This window comes from Fulvivirga sedimenti, assembly GCF_020328055.1.
In genome coordinates, this window is record NZ_JAIXNE010000004.1 from 26353 (window position 1) to 52149 (window position 25797).

Annotated in this window: 23 protein-coding genes; 3 read left to right on the forward strand and 20 right to left on the reverse strand. The window is 46.1% G+C overall.

The genetic code is table 11. The annotated features are described in order from the left end of the window. Positions 1 to 71: 71 nt before the first annotated feature. The 6 genes from LDX50_RS18110 to LDX50_RS18135 form a co-directional block, all read right to left on the reverse strand. On the reverse strand, positions 72 to 812 hold the full coding sequence (locus LDX50_RS18110) for a PIG-L deacetylase family protein (protein ID WP_225697608.1): 741 nt from the start codon (positions 810 to 812) through the stop codon (positions 72 to 74). 156 nt (positions 813 to 968) lie between these two features. Then, the gene (locus LDX50_RS18115) at positions 969 to 1289 is read right to left on the reverse strand and encodes a hypothetical protein (protein ID WP_225697609.1); all 321 of its coding nucleotides are present in this window, start codon (positions 1287 to 1289) and stop codon (positions 969 to 971) included. 75 nt (positions 1290 to 1364) lie between these two features. After that, positions 1365 to 2555 carry a Gfo/Idh/MocA family protein gene (locus LDX50_RS18120; RefSeq protein WP_225698743.1) on the reverse strand — a complete coding sequence of 397 codons (1191 nt, stop codon included), beginning with the start codon at positions 2553 to 2555 and terminating at the stop codon, positions 1365 to 1367. Continuing rightward, positions 2549 to 3748, reverse strand: coding sequence for a nucleoside permease (locus tag LDX50_RS18125; protein WP_225697610.1), 1200 nt, complete (start codon positions 3746 to 3748; stop codon positions 2549 to 2551). Before LDX50_RS18125 ends, LDX50_RS18120 begins: the two co-directional genes overlap by 7 nt. 99 nt (positions 3749 to 3847) lie before the next feature. After that, positions 3848 to 6553: a formate dehydrogenase subunit alpha gene (fdhF, locus tag LDX50_RS18130; RefSeq protein ID WP_225697611.1), complete on the reverse strand. Its 2706-nt coding sequence runs from the start codon at positions 6551 to 6553 to the stop codon at positions 3848 to 3850. Beyond that, entirely contained in the window at positions 6546 to 8189 is a 1644-nt protein-coding gene (locus LDX50_RS18135; protein WP_225697612.1) for an NADH-ubiquinone oxidoreductase-F iron-sulfur binding region domain-containing protein, read from the reverse strand. The genes fdhF and LDX50_RS18135 overlap by 8 nt, the downstream gene beginning before the upstream one ends. A gap of 192 nt (positions 8190 to 8381) precedes the next feature. On the opposite strand from LDX50_RS18135, the gene LDX50_RS18140 reads away from it, so the two are divergent. Continuing rightward, positions 8382 to 9551, forward strand: a complete 1170-nt coding sequence (locus tag LDX50_RS18140; protein ID WP_225697613.1) for an MFS transporter — start codon at positions 8382 to 8384, stop codon at positions 9549 to 9551. Here the strand turns inward: LDX50_RS18140 and LDX50_RS18145 are convergent, their stop codons facing one another. Next, entirely contained in the window at positions 9552 to 11141 is a 1590-nt protein-coding gene (locus tag LDX50_RS18145; protein WP_225697614.1) for an aryl-sulfate sulfotransferase, read from the reverse strand. 209 nt (positions 11142 to 11350) lie between these two features. On the opposite strand from LDX50_RS18145, the gene LDX50_RS18150 reads away from it, so the two are divergent. After that, positions 11351 to 12040, forward strand: coding sequence for a sulfotransferase family protein (locus tag LDX50_RS18150; protein ID WP_225697615.1), 690 nt, complete (start codon positions 11351 to 11353; stop codon positions 12038 to 12040). A 127-nt stretch (positions 12041 to 12167) separates the two neighbouring features. Here LDX50_RS18150 and LDX50_RS18155 read toward each other — a convergent pair whose 3' ends face one another. The 10 genes from LDX50_RS18155 to LDX50_RS18200 all read right to left on the reverse strand — a co-directional run bounded on the left by LDX50_RS18155 (position 12168) and on the right by LDX50_RS18200 (position 21381). Beyond that, on the reverse strand, positions 12168 to 13139 hold the full coding sequence (locus tag LDX50_RS18155; protein WP_225697616.1) for an XdhC family protein: 972 nt from the start codon (positions 13137 to 13139) through the stop codon (positions 12168 to 12170). Continuing rightward, positions 13132 to 14283, reverse strand: coding sequence for a vWA domain-containing protein (locus LDX50_RS18160; protein ID WP_225697617.1), 1152 nt, complete (start codon positions 14281 to 14283; stop codon positions 13132 to 13134). Before LDX50_RS18160 ends, LDX50_RS18155 begins: the two co-directional genes overlap by 8 nt. A gap of 3 nt (positions 14284 to 14286) precedes the next feature. Beyond that, complete coding sequence (locus tag LDX50_RS18165; RefSeq protein ID WP_225697618.1) at positions 14287 to 15168, reverse strand: AAA family ATPase; 882 nt, start codon at positions 15166 to 15168, stop codon at positions 14287 to 14289. A gap of 5 nt (positions 15169 to 15173) precedes the next feature. After that, entirely contained in the window at positions 15174 to 15704 is a 531-nt protein-coding gene (locus LDX50_RS18170) for an SRPBCC family protein (RefSeq protein ID WP_225697619.1), read from the reverse strand. A 53-nt stretch (positions 15705 to 15757) separates the two neighbouring features. Then, positions 15758 to 18151 carry an aerobic carbon-monoxide dehydrogenase large subunit gene (locus LDX50_RS18175; RefSeq protein WP_225697620.1) on the reverse strand — a complete coding sequence of 798 codons (2394 nt, stop codon included), beginning with the start codon at positions 18149 to 18151 and terminating at the stop codon, positions 15758 to 15760. A 21-nt stretch (positions 18152 to 18172) separates the two neighbouring features. Then, on the reverse strand, positions 18173 to 18679 hold the full coding sequence (locus tag LDX50_RS18180) for a (2Fe-2S)-binding protein (protein ID WP_225697621.1): 507 nt from the start codon (positions 18677 to 18679) through the stop codon (positions 18173 to 18175). An 11-nt stretch (positions 18680 to 18690) separates the two neighbouring features. Beyond that, a complete protein-coding gene (locus LDX50_RS18185) occupies positions 18691 to 19560 on the reverse strand; it encodes an FAD binding domain-containing protein (RefSeq protein ID WP_225697622.1) in 870 nt (289 codons plus the stop codon). Between the two features lie 149 nt (positions 19561 to 19709). Then, on the reverse strand, positions 19710 to 20789 hold the full coding sequence (locus tag LDX50_RS18190) for a WD40/YVTN/BNR-like repeat-containing protein (protein WP_225697623.1): 1080 nt from the start codon (positions 20787 to 20789) through the stop codon (positions 19710 to 19712). Further along, positions 20786 to 21058 carry a MoaD/ThiS family protein gene (locus LDX50_RS18195; RefSeq protein ID WP_225697624.1) on the reverse strand — a complete coding sequence of 91 codons (273 nt, stop codon included), beginning with the start codon at positions 21056 to 21058 and terminating at the stop codon, positions 20786 to 20788. Before LDX50_RS18195 ends, LDX50_RS18190 begins: the two co-directional genes overlap by 4 nt. Then, entirely contained in the window at positions 21046 to 21381 is a 336-nt protein-coding gene (locus LDX50_RS18200) for a hypothetical protein (protein WP_225697625.1), read from the reverse strand. The genes LDX50_RS18195 and LDX50_RS18200 overlap by 13 nt, the downstream gene beginning before the upstream one ends. Positions 21382 to 21558: 177 nt before the next feature. On the opposite strand from LDX50_RS18200, the gene LDX50_RS18205 reads away from it, so the two are divergent. Next, positions 21559 to 22575 carry an XdhC family protein gene (locus LDX50_RS18205; RefSeq protein ID WP_225697626.1) on the forward strand — a complete coding sequence of 339 codons (1017 nt, stop codon included), beginning with the start codon at positions 21559 to 21561 and terminating at the stop codon, positions 22573 to 22575. On the opposite strand, the gene LDX50_RS18210 is transcribed toward LDX50_RS18205, so the two are convergent. The 3 genes from LDX50_RS18210 to LDX50_RS18220 all read right to left on the reverse strand — a co-directional run bounded on the left by LDX50_RS18210 (position 22576) and on the right by LDX50_RS18220 (position 25744). Continuing rightward, positions 22576 to 23781: a molybdopterin molybdotransferase MoeA gene (locus tag LDX50_RS18210; protein ID WP_225697627.1), complete on the reverse strand. Its 1206-nt coding sequence runs from the start codon at positions 23779 to 23781 to the stop codon at positions 22576 to 22578. A 97-nt stretch (positions 23782 to 23878) separates the two neighbouring features. Further along, complete coding sequence (gene fucP, locus LDX50_RS18215; protein WP_225697628.1) at positions 23879 to 25141, reverse strand: L-fucose:H+ symporter permease; 1263 nt, start codon at positions 25139 to 25141, stop codon at positions 23879 to 23881. Positions 25142 to 25507: 366 nt separating this feature from the next. Continuing rightward, on the reverse strand, positions 25508 to 25744 hold the full coding sequence (locus LDX50_RS18220) for a cold-shock protein (RefSeq protein WP_225697629.1): 237 nt from the start codon (positions 25742 to 25744) through the stop codon (positions 25508 to 25510). Between the last annotated feature and the right edge of the window lie 53 nt (positions 25745 to 25797).

Here is a 25797-nt window from a genome sequence, read left to right on the forward strand (position 1 = left end):
GACCCTTATTAGCCTGACAAAAATTGTAATATAGCTGCAATAAATAATGGATTGTAAAATTCCGACAAGACTCAGGCAGGCAAAATGCCTTGCTTGCTTTGCTGAAGTCTGACAAAGGCTTCAGCATATTGATAACCGCCTTCCATTCCCCGGAAGATTTCCATTTTCCCGTGATCCTGATCGTAGGTTTCCCTTATTTTCTGACTTTCATGAACAAAGCAGGCATCCCATTTCCGCTTAATGGTCCCGGAGATATCTACATAATCCGTTGGATTGAAATTCATGGTTTGTGAACCCGTCATCACCTCATAATAATAAAATGCCTGTTTCCTTCCTCCGTACAACCATGCATCATATACCATTAGCGCACAAGCCCGGTGATCCCGGTGTGTATCAACCGGCCATTGGGTAAAAATGATATCCGGTTTTTCAGATGCAATGATGCTGCCGATCTTCTTATTCCATTCATTGGTCACCATGGTATCTCCGTCAACCTGACCGGCAAACAGTGGCTTCGCACCGAGTATTTTACACGCTGCTTCTGCTTCGTGGGTCCGGATGGCAGCCGCTTCTTCATGACCGGTTCCCGGAATACCTGCCTCTCCCCTGGTGAGATATAGAACGGTCACATCATGGCCTGCCTGGGAGTACCGGGCAATGGTTCCGCCACATCCGGTCTCCGGGTCATCAGGATGAGCTCCTGTGACCAGAATTTTCATTTTCTCCGCTGATTTGCGCCATACATCAGCACCAATAGAGCTCGAGGCAATAATGCCCGCAGCGCCAGATTTTAATATTTCACGTCTTTTCATCAACCTGCATTTTAACCCATGTTAATGCTTTCCACGTGAATTCAAAAGAACTTTTTATTTCATTACGATTTGTCCGTAACAGCCCCTATTTTACCCCCATTAAGTGGGGTGGGTTCGGCATCTTTTATTGTTCAATTGGATGTGATCTTCTCCCTTTTACAGGCTTCGCTTTCGGAGGTTGAATGAACCCGTGCCAGCCGGCGGCTTTACCGGTCCGATTTCTGGCATCCCTTCTATCAGCTCACGCACGATACGCTCCGATTCGGCACGCTCACGACGGTTTAATTCAGTTTTGGCAGTAGTTTCCTCATCATAATAGACCAGGGCGATCAGGATGAAATGTGTGATGACCGGCAGAAATGTACTGATCGCAAACCAAAGCCAGAACGAACGGCCATAGGAATACGCAAAGTACCCGGCGACCAGGGGGATCATCAGGTAAAACGCGACAATGGCCAGGACAATATCTACGAGCATCCGGTAAGTTATCTGTTATAAGTGGGAACACGACCGAATCCTACTTTGTTCGCATCCTGAAAAATTTTTCTCACTTCAGACGACACGTTCCTCAATCTTCCCGGTTTCCTTATGTTTGATAATGACCTTTCGGTCTCCATAGTGAGTCTTCTCTTCCTTGATCAAATAATAGTCATCATCATAATCCGTAAGGTGACTGTCCTTGCTGAGACCTGTTAGTCCCCGCCATTCCTTCAGCTCCACCGGTTCCCATTTTTTGGATTTTACCGATTTATAGGCAGCATCCATCACGGCATTCACAATGTAGCCATCATAAAATGTTTCCCTTGGCTGATCTTCATTTTCCATCGCATCAAACATATCCTTGAACATGTGATAGTATCCAAGTTCATTCAGTTCATCCCCTACCGGGAATAACCATCCGCTGTCGCTTTCTGCTTTTTCAGCCACATAGGCACCACTCTTGCCCGATGTGAAGATCTCAAGCCCGGTGCGCATAAAGCCATTACTCCAGATAGTTCCTTCCTCACCCATCACTTCATCCCGCAGATCCAACCCGCCGCGGAAGGTCCAGCTCACCTCAAACTGTCCGATTGCCCCGTTCTCATATTTCACCAGTCCGATCGCATGATCCTCCGCATCAATCGGCTTCACCTGGGTATCAGCCCAGCACATTACCTCTACCGGCAGTATATCCTTTCCAATGAAGGTACGCGCAATTTCTATGCAATGGCATCCAAGATCAAGTATGGCGCCGCCGCCTGCCATCTCTTTGTCCCAGAACCAGTCGCTGTGCGGACCGGGATGGGTCTCCCTGGATTTTGCCCAGAGCACCCTTCCAATGGCGCCATTTCTAACCGCTTCCCAGGATTTGATAAACTTTGGGGTATAAACGAGGTCCTCCAGGTAGCCATTAAAGATTCCGGCCTTTTCTACGGCCTGCATCATGCGGTAGGCTTCTTCGGAATTCCTTCCCAGCGGCTTCGTACAGATAACAGCTTTCTTGTGCTTCACGCAAAGCATCACGGCTTCTTCATGCAGGTGATTCGGAAGCGAAATACAAACCACTTCCACATCCGCCCGGTTGACGGCTTCTTCCATACTGGTTGTATAGAAATCCACTCCATAGTCATCTGCGAATTTCTTTCCTTTTTCTGAAGTTCTTGAATAGACGCTCACCACCTTATCGCGGCTCCTGTTGCCCAGTAGTGCATCTGTGTAAAACCGACCGATGAAACCGGTCCCTAGCATAGCAATATTCATGATTTGACTCTTTTTTCTCTAAATGATACAGCAAACAATAATAAAACGGCAGCAGCGATTCCCGCCGGATACATCCAGATCTGTTGCCAGTCGTGGCCCACTTCAAGATTGAACTTCTCGGTGATCTGGCCTGCCACGATGAATCCAATATACATACCCACGCCGTATGTGGCAAGTGTAATCAGCCCCTGAGCAGAGGACTTGATGTTCTCACCCGCACGCTGCTCGGTATAGATCTGCCCGGTAACAAAAAAGAAATCGTAGCAGATCCCGTGCAGGATAATACCGAGGTAAATGAATGCCATCAGGTCTTCAGCGTTTCCATAACCGAAAAGAATATACCGCAGGGTCCAGGCGCCCATGCCGATCAGCAGCATGACCTTCACGCCGAATTTTCGGAAGAAGAACGGAATTAGCAGCATGAATACGATCTCTGAAACCTGTCCGAACGCCATTTTACCCGCAGCCTGCTCCACACCGATCTCATTCATGAATTTATTGGCTTCCTGGTAGTAGAATGCGAGTGGAATACAGATCAAAATGGAGGCGATGAAGAAAATGAGGTAATTACGGTCTTTCAGTAGTTTCAATGCATCTGTTCCTATGATATCAGCAATGCTCACATCCTTGCCCTTGCTGCCGGGGGGTGTTTCCGGAAGAAAAAAGCTGAAAATGCCGAGTATGGCCGAAGCCACCGCGGCAAGACGGAAGGTATTGACCAGCAGCCCCTGGCTTTCCCAGGTGAACCATCCGATCACAAATCCCGCCAGGATCCATCCGATCGTACCCCAAACCCTGATTCGCGCGAATTCCTTTTCTGGGTCTGCCAGCTGACGAAAGGCTACAGAATTCACCAGTGCCAGTGTTGGCATATACAGGATCATATAGATCAGGATCAGTGGATAGAAACTGCTGAAGTCTTCCTGGAAAGTAATCCAGAATAACAATGCGGCCCCCAGCAGGTGAAGCGCGCCCAGAATACGCTGTGCAGCAAAATACCGGTCCGCTATCAGGCCGATAATGAATGGAGCCAGAATGGCACCCAACGACTGCGTACCATACGCCTGTGCATTCTGTACATCCGAAGCAGCGATGGTCTGACTCAGATATGTACCCATCGTAACGAACCAGGCGCCCCAGATGAAGAATTCAAGAAACATCATGAAGGACAATCGAATCGTTAAGGAGGTTTTCATAGTTGTCATGGTTAAAGGTTACCCTTGATGTTAAGGTATGAAAAAATCTTTGCCTCCGGTGAAAATTTATATCAGCGGGTTATTGACTTCAACCATCGGCTACACCGCGATCACATCCACAGCAACTACCTTATATTCCGGACAGTTCGCAACTTCATCATACACATCCCCTGTGACAGTATTCAGCATGATCTCGGGAAAATGAAATGTTGAACTCACCACACCGGGTTTCACTTCATCTGAAATCCGAACGCGAATTTTAATGGTACCGCGGGCTGATTTAAGCTGTACCGTATCACCATCATGGATGCCCTTTCGGGTAGCATCCCCGGGATTCATCAACAAGACATCTTCAGTAACGATCTCGCGGTTCGGCGTGCGCCGTGTCATCGTGCCGCAATTGTAATGCTCCAGTTCGCGGTTCGTGGTCAGTATTAGCGGGTATGCCACACCGAATTGTTCGATTTCCGGACTTTCAGTATAATCGGTATGCACAAACAATCCCTTGCCTCTTCCAAACGTCTCTGTATGTAAAATTTCAGTATCCTCCCCATTCTCCATTACCGGCCATTGTTTGCCATTTTCTCCAAGCTCTTCCCATTTTACACCCTTGAAGAACGGTACGATCCCCGATATCTCTTTAAGGACTTCCGAAGCCCTGTATGCCGGCTGTTTATAGCCCATTTGGTTCATCATTTCGGCAACAATTTGTCCGTCAGGCTTACTATCATGCAGGGGTTCGATAACCGCATTTACCCGTTGAATCCTTCGCTCGCCGTTGGTGAATGTCCCGCTTTTTTCAAAAAAAGATGATCCCGGCAATATGACGGTTGCCAGCTTCGCAGTTTCCGACATGAATATTTCCTGCATTACCAGAAGATCCAGGTTCTGCAGCGCCTTTCGTACTTTTTCAGTATTCGGTTCGGTCTGCACCACATCTTCTCCCATGATCCAAAGGGCCTTGAGCTCGCCTTCCTGAGCCGCCTCGATCATTTCAGGAATTGTGTATCCTACTTCATGTGGCAGCGATACGCCATAGTGCTGCTCATACTTTTTGCGGTTTTCAGGCACTGTGACATCCAAATAGCCGGCACCCTGATTAGGCTGAACACCCATATCAGCGGAGCCTTGTACATTATTCTGACCGCGTAAAGGATTAACCCCTACCCCAGAACGGCCGATATTTCCGGTAATCATGGCCAGGTCCGCCACCAGTGTGACACCATATGTACCCTGGTGATGCTCTGTAACACCCAGTCCGTGGAACGACATGGCATTTTTAGCTTTTGCATATGTGATAGCTGCCAGTTTTGCCATTTCCCGGTCTACACCCGTGATCTCTTCCGCCTCGTCGATATCCAGATTCAATATTTCTTCCCTGAATTCTTCGAATCCTTCCGTCCGTGAATCAACGAAATCATGATCAATATACCCTTCCGAAATGATGTAATAGAGCATCATATTAAGCAATGCCACATTGGTTCCGGGCCTTAGCTGGAGATGAATATCGGCGTATTTTGCCAGGGTTGTTTTCCTCGGATCAATAACGATCAGCGTTTTACCCTTCATCGCTGCCTGCTTGATCCTGGCGCCGGTTACCGGGTGTGCTTCTGTTGGGTTCGCACCAATCACCAATATGCAATCTGTATCATCAAGGTCCTTAATCGAGTTTGTCGCTGCTCCCGTCCCAAAGGTGCGTTGCATACCCGCGGCTGTAGGTGCATGACAAATACGTGCACATCCATCTATATTATTAGTTCCAATAACAGCACGTATAAACTTCTGCATCAGGTAGTTCTCTTCATTTGTGCAGCGTGAGGATGAGATTCCGGCAATATGATCAGGCCCGTATTCCGACTTGATCTTTTCCAGTCGCTGCGCGATGAAATCATAGGCCTCATCCCAGCTCACCTCTTTGAATTCACCGTTTTCACGAACCATCGGGGAACGGAGACGATCCGGATGATTGTGAAATCCGAAGGCATACCGTCCTTTGAGGCACAAGTGGCCTTTGTTCACTTCTGCATCGGCAGGCGCCCGTACTTTTGTAATCTTTCCGCCCTGGGTGATCACTTCCAGGTTGCAACCTACACCACAATAGGTGCAAACTGTTCTGGTGATTTTCTCATCAGGCGTGCGAATATTGGATTGGAATATATCCGTAATGGCACCGGTCGGACACGTCTGAACACAAGCACCGCAGGACACACAATCAGAATCATTGAATGATTCGCAGGTCCCTTTGATGATATGGCTGTCATAACCCCTGCCGAACATGCTCAATACAAATTCTCCCTGGATCTCGTCGCAGGCTGCCACACACCGGTGACAATTGATACATTTATTGAGGTCGGAAACCATGTAGGGATGACTCCGGTCTGCTTTGAATGCCTCCCGGGTAGCACCTTTATAACCTGATTCACTGACATTCATTGACTTCACCAGCCTTGAAAACTCCGTTTCCTGGTCGTCAGTTACTGTATCCATCGGATAATCGCCGGCCACAAGTCCCAGGATGTTTTTTCGCATACGATGCATTCGATCGGTATGGGGATAAACATGTAATCCGTCTTGAACGGGCGTATGACAGGAGGCAACCACTTTTCTCTCCTCATCGGGTCCCCTGCTGATCTCTACAGTGCAGAGCCGGCAGGCACCAATCGGATTCAGATTTGGATCATAACACAGTGTTGGGATGGAATTTTCCCCCAGGTGTCTTTCAAGGAAAGTGATGAGCATTTCTCCATTCTCGAATGGGAACTGCTTGTCATCTATGAAGGCGATATTTTTTTCCGATTTAATCATTTTTGAAATATGCTTCAATTTCGGAATGGAAATGCCGCAGGATATTCCTGATGGGAGTGGTCAAACCGCTACCCAATCCACATAATGAGCCATACTGAAGTGCTTCCAGTAAATCGCGGAATTCAGTTGAATTGATGCGGGATCCAATGAGGGAAGCTTTAAGGAGTTCAAAACCTCGTTTTGATCCCAAACGGCAGGGAAAGCATTTTCCGCAGGATTCATGGGCAACAAACTCAAACAGATGAATCATATAGTCGATCATCGGAAAAGATTCAGGAATTGCCAGAATACTCGCGTGACCCAGTTCGAAACCCGCCTCCCGGAAAGACTCAAAATCCAGTGTAAGCGAATCAATCATGTTCACGGGCACCACTCCTCCCAACGGTCCGCCGATATGTAAGGCCTTAACAGGCGACCGAAATCCCTGTCCGAGGGTATAGACAACATGCGACAAACTTGTACCCATCAATACTTCATAGACACCGGGCCGGTTGAAGTGACTGTCCAGCGAAACCAGTTTGGTGCCTTTCGATTTAGCCGTTCCCAGCCGGCTGAAAGCCTCACCGCCATGTTCTGCAATGTAGGGCAGATTCGCGAAGGTCTCTACATTATTTACAAGTGTGGGTTTTCCAAATAGTCCTTTTTCTACCGGATATGGCGGACGTACGCGTACTTCCGGACGCTGACCCTCGATAGATGATAACAACGCTGTTTCTTCACCGACTACATAGGAGCCTGCACCTTTAACGATCTCAAATGTGAAAGTGAAGTTGGTATGGTCAGGTTTCAACTGATTCCATTGTGCTGCAGCATCCTGCATGATTCGGAGGCTTTCTGGATATTCAGCACGAACATAAATTATTCCGCTTTGTGCACCTGTAATATATCCCGTCAAGAACATACCAAAGAGCACCTGGTGCGGACGGTGTTCCATGAGATACCGGTCGGAGTAGGATCCGGGATCCCCTTCATCAGCATTGCAAACGATATACTTCACCTTGGAATCAGACTGCAACAACGCGTTAATCTTTACCGACATGGGAAATCCGCCGCCCCCTCTTCCACGTAATTCACTCAACTTTATTTCATGAAGTAAATTTTCTTCATGATCATTTAATATGCTATTTATCAATGGTTTAAAGTCTTCCATATTACTCATCCAGGGCATGAGTACGGAATCCCCGAGATCAGATTCGACATGATACGTATCATATCCGTCGGTTAACTCATCTTTTAATATTCCCCGAACATCTTCGGTGGTACAACCTGAATAGTTTATGCCGTTGTAATGCATGGCGCTGTTTTCATGGCATCTGCCCAGGCAACACATTTCACCGATCTCAGCTGCTCCGACAAGTTGTTCGATGTTCTGTCGCAGCGCTGGTTGTGTTCCGGCAAGCATACAGGCGCTTCCGCTGCATACATATACTTTTTTGCCCTTGTTCGCAGGCTTGAGGAAATCATAAAATGAAGATGAGCCAAGAACATTTGCCGGTCCGACATTGAAATCAGCGGCTATCGTTCCGGCCTGTTCCGGGCTAACTTCTCCTGAATCGGCAGATGCCCTGTGCTGCGCATTCAATAATCCATTTGACAGCGGTTTTCTTGAAAGCAGATGACTTAAGTTGCCCGACATAGGATTGGTGTTTGGATAAAAAGATAATCAGAATTCAAAGTTGGATAGCTGATGCAAGTCAAAGATGGCAGCGATTTTAGTCAGCAATAGACTATTGACTGCCAGAATATTTGGCTGATGATTGCTTCAGACTGCTTTAGGAGCTCTGAGAAATATTTACTAACTAGGGAATTCTCCGATGATATATTTCCCATGACCGAACAACCCAAAGCCCTGAAGCTTACAGTTTTACTCGTTAGCAGCCTTACCATTATGTCGATGGTTACCATTTCGCCAGCCCTTCCACAGATGTCGGAAGCCTTTAAGGATATCCCGAATGCGGAATTCCTCGTAAAGATGGTACTTACCCTTCCGGCATTGTTCATTGCTACGATTTCACCCATTGCCGGACAATTAATCGATCGGTACGGAAGGCTGAAACTTCTTTATGTTTCCATGGTATTGTATGCCGTGGCCGGGGTTTCAGGATTCTTCCTGGATGATCTGTATGTTTTACTGGCGACCCGTGCTTTGCTTGGTGTGGCTGTAGGTGTATCCATGACAGTGGTGAATACACTGGTGGCTGATTATTTCGAAGGACCTGCCCGGCAGAAATTTGTGGGTATTCAGGTAGCGTTCATGTCATTGGGAGGTATCCTTTTTATCGGTCTTGGAGGAGTTTTGGCAGATATTAACTGGCGGTATCCTTTTCTTCTCTATTTGTTCTCGCTGGTCGTTCTGCCACTGGCCCTGAAATACCTTTATGAACCTGAACGTGCTCCGAGACCTGTGCCGGGCGAAGTTCGCAAGAAATCACCGGGTATCATCTGGCTGCTGTTTGTCAATGTGATGGTAATGTGGATTCTGTTCTTCATGATACCGGTCCAGGTACCTTTTCAGATGGTTGAGATTGGCATAGATAGCAATTCAATGGTGGGTGCCGCCATTGCATTAAGTACGCTGTTTTCTGCCGTTTCCTCATTTTCGTATTCACGGATGAAAGATAAATTTAGTTTCTACTCCATATTTGCCGCAGGATACCTGCTCATGGCTGCGGCTTTTGTCATCGTCGCAATGGCCGAGTCCTATCTGATGGTCACACTGGCCATGATGCTGGCGGGTCTTGGAATGGGAATGATGATCCCCAATACAAATATCTGGGTGATGCGGATTGCACCGGTAGAAATAAGAGGGAGAGAGATCGGCAGATTAACCACGTTCTGGTTCCTTGGCCAATTTCTCTCCCCCATCCTGCTGTTACCTGTTTCCAGGAGTTATTCCATTTCAAATACCTTTTATTTTGCTGCCATCGCTCTGCTGGTCATATCTGTCTTTTTCCTTTTGATGCAGATATCATCCTCCCGAAAGCCCGCGGTACAGTGATCAGCCCTCTTTTTCCTTCTCTTCTTTCGGAGGCTTTGGCATAACAAATGTCTCCGGCTGCGGATCCAGCGGCTTGAGCTCCCTGCCTTGCAGGCCCGGATCATCGGCCGATATAAATGTCGATCTGAATGTACTGTGCGTCATCGGCATGGGGTTAACAGGGTCGCCGTTGCTCTTTGTTATTTTCCCACGATACGGGCTCAGATATTCCCACAGCAGGTCACCCTGCGCTGTGACTTCCATGAATCGGGCACGCGGACCTTCATTGATGAATGTGTTGCCATTGGGCATTCTGTGAGCTCCGGAGATAAATCCGCCGAAGAATGAAACTGTGTCCGGAGCGACATATACCCAGGAAGGCTGTGCCGGACCGAACCTTCCATTTTCTCCGAGCACATAATTACCCTGATTATCAACAGGCGGTGTGATTTCATAAATAGCCGAATAGTGAAGACTGTCTTTTCGGTTTGAAGGAATATCATTATTGTACACAGTGATGTTGCCATCACCGGGATATCCTTTTTCAACCCACCTTACATCATGCTGATGATAAAGGCGTCTGTCGGTTGAGTCACCCCGCTGATAATTCTCCGGATTACCCCAGCGATAAAGGAAATCGCCGCCTTTCCCCATTTTACCGCCCGTATGTCCTGCGGCTTCCTCAGTGGTCGTACTGTGGTCAATGATAAATACTTCCGAAAGATTTGGAGAACTGAAAATGATCTGGTCAAGTTCCGCGTTATAATTAATCGCATTGAAATGATATACGTCTGAGCCATCATTTTCAACAGTGGTATTTCTTCGCACCCTTTCCATTTTACGAAGTACTTTCAGACTATCCGCCGTAATCACATTGGGTTCTTCGCCGCTTGCATTGATGTCCAGAAGTTCCGGGTGTTCGGCAGGATTACCATAGTTTTTCTTCGAAGGATCATAATCCTGGATCATATGATCCCACACATGCCATTCCCATACAATTTCCCCGTGTGTCCGGTCGGTAGGCTTGATCTCAATGATCTTATCCGGCCATAATCCTGCTTCAGGGGTAAACTCCGGTTTCCTTCCGGCTGCTATTGCTTCTTCGGCGGTTTTGGCGGTCCATGCAATGGCTAAGACATTCCCATTGGGCATGACTGCTATATCATGATGATGAAGATATTCTTCAGTAGCATATTCAAAATCCCACAGCATTTCACCATCCCAGGAGATCTTTTGTATACGTCCCATCTCTCCGCCTCCGGCGAATACCGGGAAATCGGGATCACTGGCATTGGTCATGATGGAGCCATCTGGCAATAAATACGGACTCAATACAAAATAATTGCCCTTCCACTCGTGGACAACCTGTCCGTCCCTGTTCACCAGGTAAACGGACGGAGAATTCGCTACTGCGAACATTGCATAGCCGTCCGTGAGGTTTTCCTTTTTAGTGATCAGTCCGCGTGGAATAAAATGACCAAACATGTTTTGATCATATTTGGTCGTGTCGCTCTCTTCACCGGAACTCACCGGTTCGGTGGTGGCATTGTTACATTGCATCAGGAGAATTGCCAGGAATGCACAGGTAACACTGGTTAGAAATTTTTTCATGAAGTTGGTTGGTAGTTAGGTTAGTTCAGAGGATTAATCGGTACATGAATAATTAAAAGATATTAATTGATTAATGATTCGATATAGTCCTGGTTCAAAATAATATACTAAAAAATATAGATTTTAGAATAAAAAATATTATTATCAGGGTATATATGGCGTTTATGCCAAATATTATTATATCAACCCTAACCAACCAAACCCTAACTATGTCAATCAAAATTATTGGTGCCGGCTTTCCCCGCACCGGAACCTCTTCGCTGAAAATTGCCCTGGAAAAGCTCGGATATGAGAAGTGCTACCACATGAAAGAACTGCTGGTAGCGCCGGAAAATCTGCATTACTGGCTTGACCTTGAAAGCAAACGAACAACGGATTATGATGGATTATTTAATGGGTATGACTCAACCGTTGATTTTCCCGGTTACCCGTTTTACAAGGAATTTATGGCGAAATATCCGGATGCCAAGGTAATTCTTACCGTTCGTCCATTTGAAAAATGGTATCAGAGTGTAAATGCCACTGTTCGTAACGCCGGACCTCAAACCATTGGCGAAAAACTGGGTATGCTAAGCAAATTACCATTCAGTGCCCGTTTGAGAGGAGTGAAAAATTCTATCGGATTTTTCAAGCGCATGTTTTTTCAAAAAGAATTCAATGGTCGTTTTGATGATAAGCAGTATGCCGAAGAGGTATTTAACCGGCACATTGAAGATGTGAAAAAAAATGTTCCTGCAGATAAGTTGTTGATTTATGAAATAACCGAAGGGTATGGACCCTTATGTGAATTTCTTGACAAGCCAATGATCGATGAACCTATTCCTCACGCAAATAAAAAAGAGAACTTCAAGGAAATGGTACAGAAGCTCATGAAAGGTGAAATGGTTCATGAGGAATAAACCGTGATAACTAATTCAATAACTCGGGAAATGTAAATCCCCTTTCGGAAACCGCCTGAATTCGTTCAATGACGTTGATCACAGGAGAACAGGCAGACAACAATAAAGAAATCCGGTTACGCCTTATTTATACCATATAGGCAGCCGGATTTTTTTCAAAGGATTCTTTGCAGCCGTCACAGCAGAAATAAACCTTCTCCCCTTCATATTCGAGCACATATTTAGCCGTACTTTTCTGAACCGGAATTTTACAGACAGGATTAATGTAAAGGTCTTCGGTTAATTCCATTTCATCCAGATTGGAAGTACTTTCGCCTGCCCCGGCATACTTATGCTGAATAATTTGAGCTAAAATGGAAATCGCCACTTCCTCGGGGGTTTTGGCATTAATGTCCAGGCCTGCAGGTGTTTGAATTTTCACGAGCTGATCATGTGATATGCCGGACCGCTTCAGTCCCATAAAAATTGAATTGGCCTTTTTACGGCTTGAAACGAATGCCAGGTATTTTGGATTAGCATGGATGGCAGTTTCCAAATGCCGCGCGTCATCCTCACCCTGGGTGCAAACCACCGCATAGGCCTGGATGGCTGGCATATTCGCTGAAAGAAAATCTTCAAGCGACATAATGTTCTGTGCCATTGGAAACATTTCCTTTTCTGCCACATCAGAAACAACAGATACGCTAAATCCAGCAGCACTGCCTATCTCCGACAGCGCCTTGGCAATATGTGATCTTCCAAAAATGATGATTTCAGTTACGGTCATAATGGGTTCAATATAAACTTCAACAGCCCCGCCGCTCATGCAGGTCATTCCATAATTTTTTACACCGCTTTGTTCCGGTGTTTGCATGCCATTTTGAATTCGCACCAGTCTCGGAGTTTGTTCACGAATGGCTTCTACGGCTTCCTTGATTACAATACCTTTAGTACATCCGCCGCCAATCCAGCCATGTACCTGACCGTCTGCCGTAATGAGCGCCTTATCTCCAGGCTTTCCTGAAGTAGGTGCCTCTCTTCGCACAACCTGAGCAATGGCTGCAGCTTTCTGCTGCTTTTGGGCCAGCTCAATTTCCTTTAATAACGTTTGCTTAAACATTTGACAGTATATTTTCGAGTTCCTGTAGACTTTCCAGATTGTGGGCAGATGAAAACACATCCAGCTCCGACAGCGCGGCATTCATTCCGCCTGCCAGGGGTTCATATCCCTCGTGCCCTTTAAGGGGATTCAGCCAGACCAGTTTTGTTGTACGCATTTTAATTTTCCGTAGTTCACCTTTCAATAGTTCCGGATTCCCGTCATCCAGCCCGTCACTTAAAACAATTGTAACGCTTTTTCCATTCAATATACGCTTACTATATCGTTCGTTGAATGCTTCAAGGCACGCCCCGATTTTTGTGCCGCCAGACCAGTTATTCGCGTGCTGACTCATCTCCCACAGCGTTTCTTCCAATTCATGCTCATGCAGATAATCAGTAATCCGCACTAAGCGTGTGCTGAAAACAAATGCCTCGATATGCTTTAGCCTGGATTTTAAAGACCAGATGAAACGGAGCAGAAAAAACGAATATTTATCCATACTTCCACTTACATCCATCAAAAGGATGATGCGGAACTTTTCTTCCTTTCTGTTTCTTCTTGCAAGGCGCAATAAAACATCGCCGTTCGACATGTTTTCACGGATGGTCCGGCGCATGTCTATTTTTCCCTTTTTGCGCGCTTCCATCTTTCGTTTAAGCCGATGGTTCAGCTGGCGCATGAGCTGTGATATGATTTCGTCCAGAATGGGTGCGTCTACAGATGAAATGAGACGAAAATCAGTCTGCTTAATGGTGTCTATTTTACTGGCGCCACTAACACTTTTGGCATCTTCCTCATCCTCTTTTTTCTTATCCGAGCCATTCGGATTGAATCCTGCCATGACAAGGGAGGCGTTGGTTTTTTTTACAACATTGGACTGACTTTTATTTGTGACCTTGTGGGCGTATTCATGCTTGCCCTTTCGCCAGAAGATTTTAAAGCACCTGTCGAATATGGGGTAATCTTCCTGCTTTGAGCAAAATAATGCCTTGAGACTGTAATAAAGCGTATCAGTATCTGCGATGAACCCGTTGTGAGCAGCCTCCAATGCTTCATGACCATGGTTAAGGCCTACATGTAAACCACTTTCCCTGCAAAGCTTGCAGAAACCGACAACGGCCTGATCGATCGTGTCAAAATTAGAATAGTGATTTACAGCCATCACTCAGGTGTTTACATCTTCCAGTAAATTTTCTATTCCTCTTGATTTGAGTAATTGAATATCTGATTCAGACTTTAATACGCAACCGATAGTCTTTTCAATATATTCAGCGGTGAATGTATCTGAATGCAGCGCAATTAAGCTGTGAGCCCAGTCGAGTGTTTCTGCAATTCCGGGTGTTTTTTGCAATTTCAATTCGCGAAGTGCGTGAACGTATTTCACGAGCATTTCAGCGATATCACTGCTAATGGACGGATATTTTTTGCGCAAAATATTGATCTCCTTCTCAAACTCCGGATATTCAATCCAGTGATACAAACAACGCCTCTTCAGGGCATCGCTGAGTTCCCGCGTCCTGTTGGAGGTTAACAGGACAATGGGCTTGTGGGTTGCTTTGATGGTTCCCATTTCCGGGATAGAAATCTGAAAATCAGATAACAATTCAAGCAGGAATGCTTCGAACTCCTCATCTGCCCGGTCAATCTCATCAATCAAAAGCACGGGTGCCTTATCAGTTCGTGTTATGGCCTGCAGAAGAGGTCTTTTTAACAGGAAATCCTCGCCGAATATATGAGCTTCCTTTTCGGTAGCCGACAAAGCGGAATTTTCATTGATCTTTATGGAAAGCAACTGCTTCTGGTAGTTCCATTCGTAAATGGCAGTATTCACATCGAGTCCCTCATAACACTGTAAACGTATAAGGTCTGTTTCCAGGTATGAGGCGATGATATGGGCCGCCTCGGTCTTCCCAACTCCCGGAGGTCCTTCCAGTAATAATGGTTTCTCCAGCTTCAACATCAAAAGAAGAACCGTTGCCAGTTCTTCTTCTACAATGTATCCAAGCTGGTTAAACCGATCAATGAATGCCTGAATGTCTGCTATCATCTTGCTCAGCTATCGCCTTTCTTGAAAAACCCTTTAATTACAGATCCCATCATGGAACCTGCTTTAAGCTCGTTATTGAATTCTTCGCCTGCCAGCATATGTTTGAAGTTATCTACAAACTGGTTCATCAGCTGCGCAGAAACGTCATTGATAAGTCTGGAACCAAACTGGGCAAGCGTTCCCTGAATGTTAACAATCATTTCAAAATCCACTTCAGTACCACCTTCAACTTCCTTGGCACCTCCATTCATTGTCATATCAGCACTGCCTTTTCCTTTGGAATCCAGGCCTTTGCCTTTCAGAACCATAGTATGATTGGCGTTATCCATTTTCTCGATGGTGATTTGTCCGTCATACTTTGATTTCACCGGACCGAACTTGAGACTAACTTCTCCCTTGTAGTTGTTATCATCTATTTGTTCAGTGATTGAGGCCCCCGGAACACATCCTGAAATAGCCATTGGGTTGCTCAAACCTGCCCATACTTTTTCAATAGGTTCTTCGAGTTTGAAATTCTTTGTGATTGTAGCTTCCATAATTATTTTGTTTGAAAGGTGCCGGTTGAATACCGGCACCTCATACTTGTTTACTATTCTGAAATTTTCTTATCAAGCACTCCTTTTTCCTTCAAGGCCTTAAAGATCTTGTAAGGGGTAATCGGAATATCAAGATGAGTAATTCCATATGGCTTAAGTGCATCCACAATCGCATTTGCAATCGCCGGAGGTGCACCTACAGTTGGTGATTCACCAATACCCTTAGCTCCTATCGGATGATGAGGAGACGGAGTTACCGTATGGCCTGTTTCCCAGCTGGGAGATTCCACAGCAGTAGGAACCAGGTAATCCATGAAGGTACCATTCAGAATGTTTCCATCCTCGTCATAAATGAGCTCTTCGTACATCGCCGGAGCGAGTCCCTGGGTGAGTCCGCCATGAACCTGTCCCTGGGCTACCATCGGATTAATGATGTTTCCGGCGTCATCGATCGCCACAAAGCGTCTCACCTTGATCTCGAAGGTTTCAGGGTCAATATCCACAACGCAGATATATGCACCAGACGGGAAAGTAAGATTCGGAGGATCATAGTAGTGAGTTGCTTCAAATCCTGCTTCCATCCCCTGAGGGTGATTCGTATATGCTGCGAAAACAATCTCCTGAATGGTCTTGGATTTCTCAGGCACATCCTTCATGCCTTTCACATAGAATTTTCCGGTTTCCCATTCAAGGTCATCCTCGCTTACCTCCAACAGATATGCTGCGATCTTTCGCGCTTTGTCGCGAAGCTTTCGGGCAGCAATCGCTGCGGCAGCTCCTGCCGTTGGCGTACTGCGGCTCGCATAGGTTCCAAGTCCGTACGGTGCAGTATCTGTATCACCTTCTTCAACCTGGATATTGCTTGCAGGAATTCCCAGTTCCTCGGCAATGATCTGGGCGTAGGTGGTTTCATGACCCTGTCCCTGTGACTTTGTTCCGAAGCGTGCGATCGCTTTACCAGTTGGGTGTACCCTGATCTCTGCGCTATCGAACATCTTGATACCCAGGATATCGAAATCCTTCGATGGACCGGCACCTACAATTTCAGTAAAGGTTGACAGTCCGATTCCCATTAGCTCACCTTTCTTACGCTTCTCAGCCTGCTCTTTTCGAAGACCGTCATAGTCGACCGCTTTCATGGCTTTCTCAAGTCCCTGCACGTAATCTCCGCTATCATATTCCCAGCCGGTTGGCGAATGGTATGGGAACTGATCTTTCTGAATGAAATTCTGGAAACGTACAGCCGCGGGGTCCTTACCAATTTCAAGCGCATACCTGTCGGTAATACGTTCGATGGCGTGCACCGCTTCCGTTACACGGAATGAACAACGGTAAGCAACTCCCCCCGGGGGTTTGTTGGTGTAGACTGCATCAGCTTCCATAAATGCATGCGGATAATCATATGACCCGGTTCCGATCGAGAACATTCCGGTAGGGAATTTCGAAGGATTTGCCGAGGCATCTGTGTATCCATGATCTGCCAGTACTTTCATGCGGGTCGCGAGGATCTTACCGTCCTTGGTTCCGGCCATCTCTGCTGTAATATGGTAATCACGGGCAAATGAATCTGCCTGCAGGTTTTCACTGCGGTCTTCAATCCATTTAACCGGTTTTCCAATCAGGAATGAAGCAGCAATAGCAATCACGTAACCAGGATACACAGGAACCTTACCTCCAAATCCACCTCCGATATCAGGTGATATCACGCGGATCTTTTCCTCAGTTAAACCAACATGTCCTGCCACCAGTGCAATTACCGTACGGATTGCGTGCGGTGCCTGGGTGGTCATGTACATGGTCAGGTGATTGTTGATCTTGTCATAGTCTGCAACACATCCGCACGTCTCGATCGACGAAACATGAATTCGGGGAATGTGCATCTGCTCTTTTACTACAACCTCTGCCTCATTGAAGATCTTTTCTGTTTCTTCTTTCTGCCCTACTTCCCAATGCCAGATATGATTGTCTTTTTTTCCTTCTTTATCTGTCCGCAATACAGGGGCATCAGGCTCAAGTGCCTTATATGGATCTACAACGGCTTTCATGGGCTCATATTCCACGCGAACTGCTTCACGTCCGTCACGAGCGCCGTATTTGGTAGTAGCGATAACCGCTGCCACTTCCTGTGCCTGGTACATAACGGTATCCGTAGGAAGTACCATTTGTGTATCCGACATCAGGGTTGGCATCCAGTGCAGGTTATATTTTTCCAGGTCCCTGCCCGTAACTACGGCAAGAACGCCCGGTACCTTCATGGCCTCCGTGGTGTCGATATTTTTGATCTTTGCGTAAGCGTACGGACTGCGTACAATATCCATGTACAGTGTGCCGGGTAGTTTGACATCATCAACATAATGTCCTTTTCCGTGCACGAACCGGTCGTCTTCCTTTCGCTTCATCGAGTGGCCCATGCCACTGATTTCCTTCGATGTTTTACATTGTATCATCTATGCGTTGGTTTGAGTTCGTTAATCAATAAATTCAGGTTCTGTAGAAGGCAATTCCTCTCCTCTCATCTTGGCTCCCGCATATATAATGGCCTTCACAATATTATTATAACCGGTGCATCTGCATAGATTTCCGGAAATACCCCATCGGATTTCTTCTTCCGTCGGGTTAGGATTTTTTTCGAGCAGCTCTTTGGCGCGCAGCATCATTCCCGGCGTACAGAATCCGCAGTGCAGACCGTGATTTTCCTTGAATCCTTCCTGCAAGGGATGCGGACCGTCGGCTGTTGCCATTCCTTCAACTGTCATGATCTCCTTACCTACTGCCTGGATTGCCAGTATCGTACAGGACTTGGCGGATTTGCCGTCTATCAGGATTGTACAGGCGCCGCAGCTTGAGGTGTCACATCCGATATGCGTACCGGTAAGGCTGGCATTTTCCCGGATAAAATGAACAAGCAGTGTTCTGGGCTCAATTTCGGAGGTATATTCAGCTCCATTGATTTTTAAAGTGATTTCTTTCTTCATGGTAACTTGGTTTAGCTCTGCGCCCTTTCCAGCGCTTTGGTTATCATTCGTTTCGTTAAGACTTTGATGATCCGTCTCTTGTAATCTTCATCACCCCGAAGGTCGGTAGATGGATTACAGTCTTCAGAAGCATATTGTGCGGCTTTTTCAATGGCATCCGCATCAACGGTGGTTCCTACCAGTGCTTCTTCGGAACGCTTTGCACGCAGTGGTGTCGGGTTTACATTGGTAAGTCCGATGCCAGCACTTGTGCAAACACCATTGTCATCAAGAACGATCTGTACTGCCACACCTCCTGTCGCGTAATCACCAACCTTTCGTTCCGTCTTATGATAGGCATTTCCATATTTGCCTTCAGGCAACGGAATGCGAATCTCTGTCAAAATCTCTCCGTCCTGAACTGCTGTCGCATAGAAGCCATAGAAAAAATCATCGATCCCCACTGTTCTTTTCCCTTCTAACCCGGTGATTTCAACTTCTGCATTTAATGCGATCATAAGTGCGGGATGGTCATTTGCCGCATCACCATGGGCTAGATTACCTCCTATGGTTCCGAAGTTACGGACCTGGGGATCGGCAATCAGCTTGGTTGCGTCTTTAAAGATTTGAAAATGATCTATCACATGGTGTGACTCCTCCAATTCAACTTCACGCGTCATCGCACCAATTTTCAGATAATCATCTTCAATGCGTACATACGATAGACCTGGAATATTATTCAGGTCTACTAAATGTTCCGGTTCCGCGAACCGTAACTTCATCATGGGGATCAGGCTGTGCCCACCCGCCAGGATTTTTGCTTCATCACCTAACTCGTTGAGAAGCTTCAGTGCTTCATCCAGTGTTGAAGGCGCTGAATAATCAAAGGATGCTGGGATCATAATTTAATTGTGGTTAGAATTTTATAATGCGTTATCGTGTTCATTCTACACATTAATATAAGTTTAAACTGATAAATCCGTGTATTGTTTTGATTTTTTTAAAAATAATTCCTGTTTCTGTGGTTTATTTTCATTCTGACAGAATTTACTCATTTTATTCCAATTTTTACAGTATTTACCTTTGTAAGATTTGCCATAATCAGCTTCCATTCGGGACTTCCTGAATCGCTGAAATATAAATTGCCATTGGTTGTTCCGAAGAGCATATTCCGGCCATTTTTAGCGAAGGCATGCCGAAGTACAATATCAAATACCGGCGGTTCAGGAAGACCGTCATTCATCTCCTGCCAGCTGCTGCCATAGTCAGAAGTCTGGTACACTTTTAACTGCAATTCAGGAGCGACACGTTGCTCATCGCTTTCCACAGGAATCACCCAGGCCCGGGCCGGATCTTCATCGTCTATCGCAATGGCGAATCCGTAATAGGGCATTCCGTCTTTGCCTGAAACATCATTCCAGCTTGCACCGGAATCCCTGCTCACATAAATGCCGCAATGATTCTGTTGCCAGAGCACATTCCGGTCTACAGGATGCTGCAGCAGAAGATGCGGATCATGGCCAATCTCCACATGCGGATTTGGAAGGTATGCTGCCACCAGACCGGAATTGCGTGCTTCCCATGACTTTCCGCCATCCGTAGTTTCGAAAACACCCGCACAGCTGATGGCGATATACACATGGTCGCTGTTCAACGGGTCAACTACAATGGAATGAATAAAGGGGTGATCACTGCCGGCACCGAACCACTGCCCGGGATTATTTCGGCTGGGATGATTCCACAAGCCTGTCACAAGCTGGAAAGACTTTCCATTATCGTCGCTCTCAAATAAAGCACCGGGATCTGTTCCCACCCAGATATTTCCTGGCTTGTCGGTATTTGCATTTGCCATACACCATAACTGACGAACCCTGGCGCGGCTGCCATCGGGCATCGTGGCATCCTCAAAAACCGGTGTAGGTGTTTCATGCCACGTATTTCCAAAATCTTCAGAATAATGAAGCTTTTGCCCCCAATGTTTGTGTGAAATGCCCACCCACCATCGCTGATCACGTGAATCAATATGCAGCATGGTGATGGAAAATCCCTTGAAGTAAATTGCTTCGAGTTTCGGGCCGTCCAGATCCAGGACTACCAGGCCCTTTGCAGTTCCTATGAGCGCATAACTCATCCGCCCGACAGCGCTTGAAATATTAATACTTCATTGGCTGGTCTGACCGGATCGGAGAGCTTATTACGGTCATGAATAAGATCTTCATCAATAAAGATATTCACATGCTTGCGGAGGCTTCCGTCTTCTTCCAGCAAGTAGGCTCTGATGCCGGGATAGATCTCTTCTGCTTTGGTAATCACATCGCTTACATTGCCGGCCTCTACCTGAAGTTCCTTCAGATCGGGAAAAAAGCGATTCAATGCGGAAGTGAATTTTACTGTTGCCACGATGCAAATGTCTTTTGAAAAAATCCTTTAACCGTTGCCGTAAAAGATGAAAAGCTGCCATTTATCCAGATCGCCAGAATAAAGAGTATACTTCCGGCAGTATAATACTCTGAGGGAATAATTAACTGATGGGTAAGTGTAATCAGTACAAAACCGGTAAAGGCTACAATAAATGCAGCCCAGGTCTGCCGTCCTTTAAAGTTCATGAAAAGCATTGCCACGATGGCAATCCCGAGTACGATGGGAATGTAGGACACCCAGTTGTTCTCAGTAAAATACATATCCGAGCCGCCGCACATGGTGACCGCACTGGCATATGCCATGATGCAGATGGGACATTTAGGAATTATGATAACAAGAAGCGTACTCAAAACAGAAGAGCCTGAAAGGAAATTTGCCTTTCTGTTTGTTTTGGTTTTGCATGTTGTACACTTGCTATCCATGGAATATTTTTAAAAACGATACTATAACAAAATAAATTATAGATAGTTTTGAATTATATGAGGGAATATATTGAAAAAATTAAAGAATGGAGCGCCGCTCATAAAATTGTAGCGATGGCCCGGGTAGTTCAAACATGGGGGTCTTCACCCAGACCCGCTGGTTCACTGATGTTTATAGATCCGGAGGGTAACATCTCCGGCTCGGTGAGCGGGGGTTGTGTCGAAGGTGCCGTGGTAAAGAAAGCCCTGGAAGTGATTCCTACCAAAACCGATGTTCCGCTGAAGTATGGAGTTTCAGACGAAGATGCTTGGTCGGTAGGTTTATCCTGTGGAGGAAGTATACAGGTGTATTTGCAGACCGTTGATTTTTCTGATGGTATTTGGCCTGAGCTTATTAAAAGTGTCGAAGCCAATAAGTCGGCCATCCTGGTCACATCCCTCGACGAAGGTGAATCATCCAATACCCTGATCCTTGAAGACGGTCAGGTTCTAGGTGAATTCCTTACTGATGAAATTCTCAATGAAGCCCGTGATGCTTATTCAAAACGTATCCACAAGACCTTTACCCATGGGGATACGCACTACTTTATACAGTTGTTTCCGCGAAAGAGCCAGCTTCTTATCATTGGAGCTGCCCATATCACCGTTGATCTGATCACACTGGGCAATATGTATGATTTTGATACGGTAGTTATTGACCCGCGTGGTTTCTTTGCCGATCACACAACATTCAATGATGCACCCGGGCATCTTATCAAAGCCTATCCATCGGAAGTGCTCAAAGATTTTACCCTGGACGCATATACGTTTGCCGCAATTCTATCGCATGACCCTAAAATCGATGATGACGCATTGCAGGTTCTCCTGCCTTCCGAAACCGCCTATATTGGTGCACTCGGAAGCCGGAAAACACATGAAAAGCGTATTCGCCGCTTAAAGGATAAAGGGATGAGCGACGAATTAATAGAAAAAATACATGCGCCGATCGGATTGCCCATTCATGCAAAATCTGCACGTGAGATTGCGCTCTCGGTTATGGGGCAGATCATCTCAGAGAAAAACAAATACCTGTAATTACTCCCGGTAAAAGATCAGGGGATACACTTCACCCTGCTGGAACAGGTCTTTTCCTGAAGGCAATACGATAAATGCCTCTGCATCCACGAGGTTGGCCAGGTCTCCCGAGCCGTTACCTTTTACCGGCGTAGCCAACAGTTCGGCATTTTCTGAATAGGAAATTTTCACTTCCAGAAAATAGGTAAGATCAGGTTTGAAATGGACATCTTCAGTAAGCATCGCCCTGGGCTGCGGCGGAATCTGCTGATGCAGACACTTTTGAAGCCAGGGCTTAAAATACTGCTGCATACACATAAAAGAAGAAACCGGATTGCCGGGAAAGGCAAATACGGTGGCGCGGTCATGTACACCAAACCAGAACGGTTTTCCCGGGCGCTGTTTAATCTTATGGAAAAGTTTTTTTACACCAGCCACTTCCAGTGCTGCGGGGAGAAAATCAAATTTGCCTCTTGAGACTCCCCCACTGATCAGAATCAGGTCATATGACTTGAGATATTGATCAAGTGCTTCAGAAATTTCACTTTCATCATCTTTCAGGTGAGCGGTTTCAACGGGTACCCCGAAATAGGAAAGCACCGTTTTCAGTCGGTATACATTGCTTCTTCGAATTTGATGAGGTTCCGGCACTTCATGGATATCTACCAGTTCATCTCCCGTAGATATGATGATCGTTTTAGGAAACCGGCTCACGCGTACCGTTGACTTCCCAACTGTGGCACAGACACCAATTTCGGGAGAAGATATCTTTACTCCGGGGGTAATGATGCAGGATCCGGCTGTACGGTCCTCCCCTTTCATATGTATATTCTGATGTTTCGTAACTGCCGGCACCTCGATGGTTGCCTGACGCCCGTCGATGAATACATCTTCATAGCGAATAACTGCATCTGCATTTCTGGGCATCACCGCCCCGGTCATTACCTCCAGGCACGCGCTTGAGTCCCGCAATTCATGCTGCTTATCACCCGCTGCTGCTACTCCTTCAATCAGAAAAGTGCGCTGCCCTTTTTTAAAGGCCGCATGTGAAATGGCTATACCATCCATCGTTACGCGGTTATAAGGAGGAAAATCACGGTCAGCCACGATTTCGTCTCTGAGGATACGGCCGAGGGCATTTTCCAGTTCGACAGATTCAGTGCCAAAGTCCCTGGTATGCTGAAGTACAAGATTTAGTGCGTCTTCAACGGTTATGAGATTTTCCATATTAGCTTCAGATCAATTTTCGTGAATATACACAATGAACAATCCACAGGCTAAAAATCTGCACAACTAAAGACCCCCATGCTGTTAAAATAGTGTATCAGGCCGGCCTGTTAACTGATCTGTTGGAAAGGCCGTATATACCCACTGCAAGCAGACAGATGAGAGGCACCATGAATGAGATCTGGATAGAGGATAATTCATCGGAAAGGAAACCCTGAACCGCGGGCAATAGCGCCCCTCCGAGCATAGCCATGATCAAACCCGACCCTGCCATTTTCTGATCATTGCCAACACCAAGCAATGCCAGTCCGAATATCGTAGGAAACATGAGTGACAAACTCGCCGAAATCGCTACCAGTGCGATAACCCCCGTTAATCCGCCTCCAATAATCGATACCAACAAAAAGACAGCTCCTCCGAAAGCAGCCGTGGCCAGCAGTGATCCGGCTGAATAACGTTTCAGTAAACCTGTGAACACAAATCTGGAAACGGTGAATAACACGAGTGCAGAAAGGTAGTATGAGGATGCGTCGGACTCATCAATATTCAATTCCTGCATGGCATAGCGTATGGTAAAAGACCATATGCCGATCTGTGCACCCATGTAGAAAAACTGAGCCATTACGCCATTTCGGTAATTCCGCTTCCGGAAAAGACGTGCCAGTGTAGCGCTTACATTTACATTTCCGTCTGATTCTGACGCCTTCGGCATATTGGTAAAATAGATGAGCAACCAGAGCAGGAACAGAACCCCTGCTACGCCAACATACGGTCCCATAACCGCTCCTAATTCAGCTTGTTGAATGCTTGCGAGTTCATCTGCACTCAATGTGGAACGGGTCCCGGAATCGGCTACATTTAATTGATCGAGTATAAAAAATTTACTCAGTAATACTCCGGTGATTGAACCAATGGGGTTGAACGACTGGGCAAGATTAAGGCGCTGTATACTTGTAGCCTCATCCCCCATTGCCAGGATATAGGGATTGGCAGTGGTCTCAAGAAATGATAGTCCGCCCGCCAGCACAAACAGCGCTGCCAGAAAATGTCCGTAAACCATGGTCTGACTAGCCGGATAGAATAACAGCGAGCCCAGGATAAAAAGTCCGAGGCCTACGAGAATTCCGGTTTTGAAGCTGAAGCGCCGAATAAGAATTGCTGCCGGAAGTGCCAGGCAGAAATAGGAACCATAAAACGCCAGCTGAATCCAGGAGGTCTGAAAATCGGTCATACTCATGATCCGCTTGAAGGCAGACAACAATGTATCCGTCATGTTATTCGCCACACCCCACGCAAAAAACATGGAAGTAACAAGAATAAAGGGGAAGAGATATGCACTGGATACGGACTTCCTTGTCATAAGTTCAGAGCTTAAAGGAATCCTAAAATCGATTAATTTTTTCAGCCAAACAAATAATTTAAATAGTAATCATTAAAGGCTAATAATCAATGTTTTATGAAATTTATGGCTAATTTGAGGGATGAGAGACCCCCTCACTTCAGGTTAAGTTTTATGCGGATTATACAGACATAACCTATTCTTACCTGGAATGGGGCTATGCGGTTCTTGCAGGTTTTGAAAAATACAGATTAGCCTGGTGCCTGCACTCCGGTTTAATGGCATCAAGGAATATGGCTATGCCTGAAACTTCAGGAAGTTATTCAATAACGGAGCTATTTTAAAAAATTAAGTTGGTAAGACTTCTATAGCTTACCAACCGGAAGATCAGTCCTTATCGTCCTGATCTTCTTCCCTGAAATCTTCTTTACTCACTTCATCAGCATCTTCCGGCGGCTCTGAAGTAATATTTCCAAATTCGTCTACGTATGCGATCATATCATCGAGATCCGCCGGCGCCTGGTCCTTGCGGTCCTCCTTCTTTTGCATCTTTTCAGCTTTCTTTTTTCGCTTCTGTTCAGCTTTTTGCTTCTTAAGGAATGAATTGAAATTTTTTCTACCCAAAATAGTTTTAGTTTAAATTAAAAATTGAAGAACATCCCGTCTCTGCGGGATGT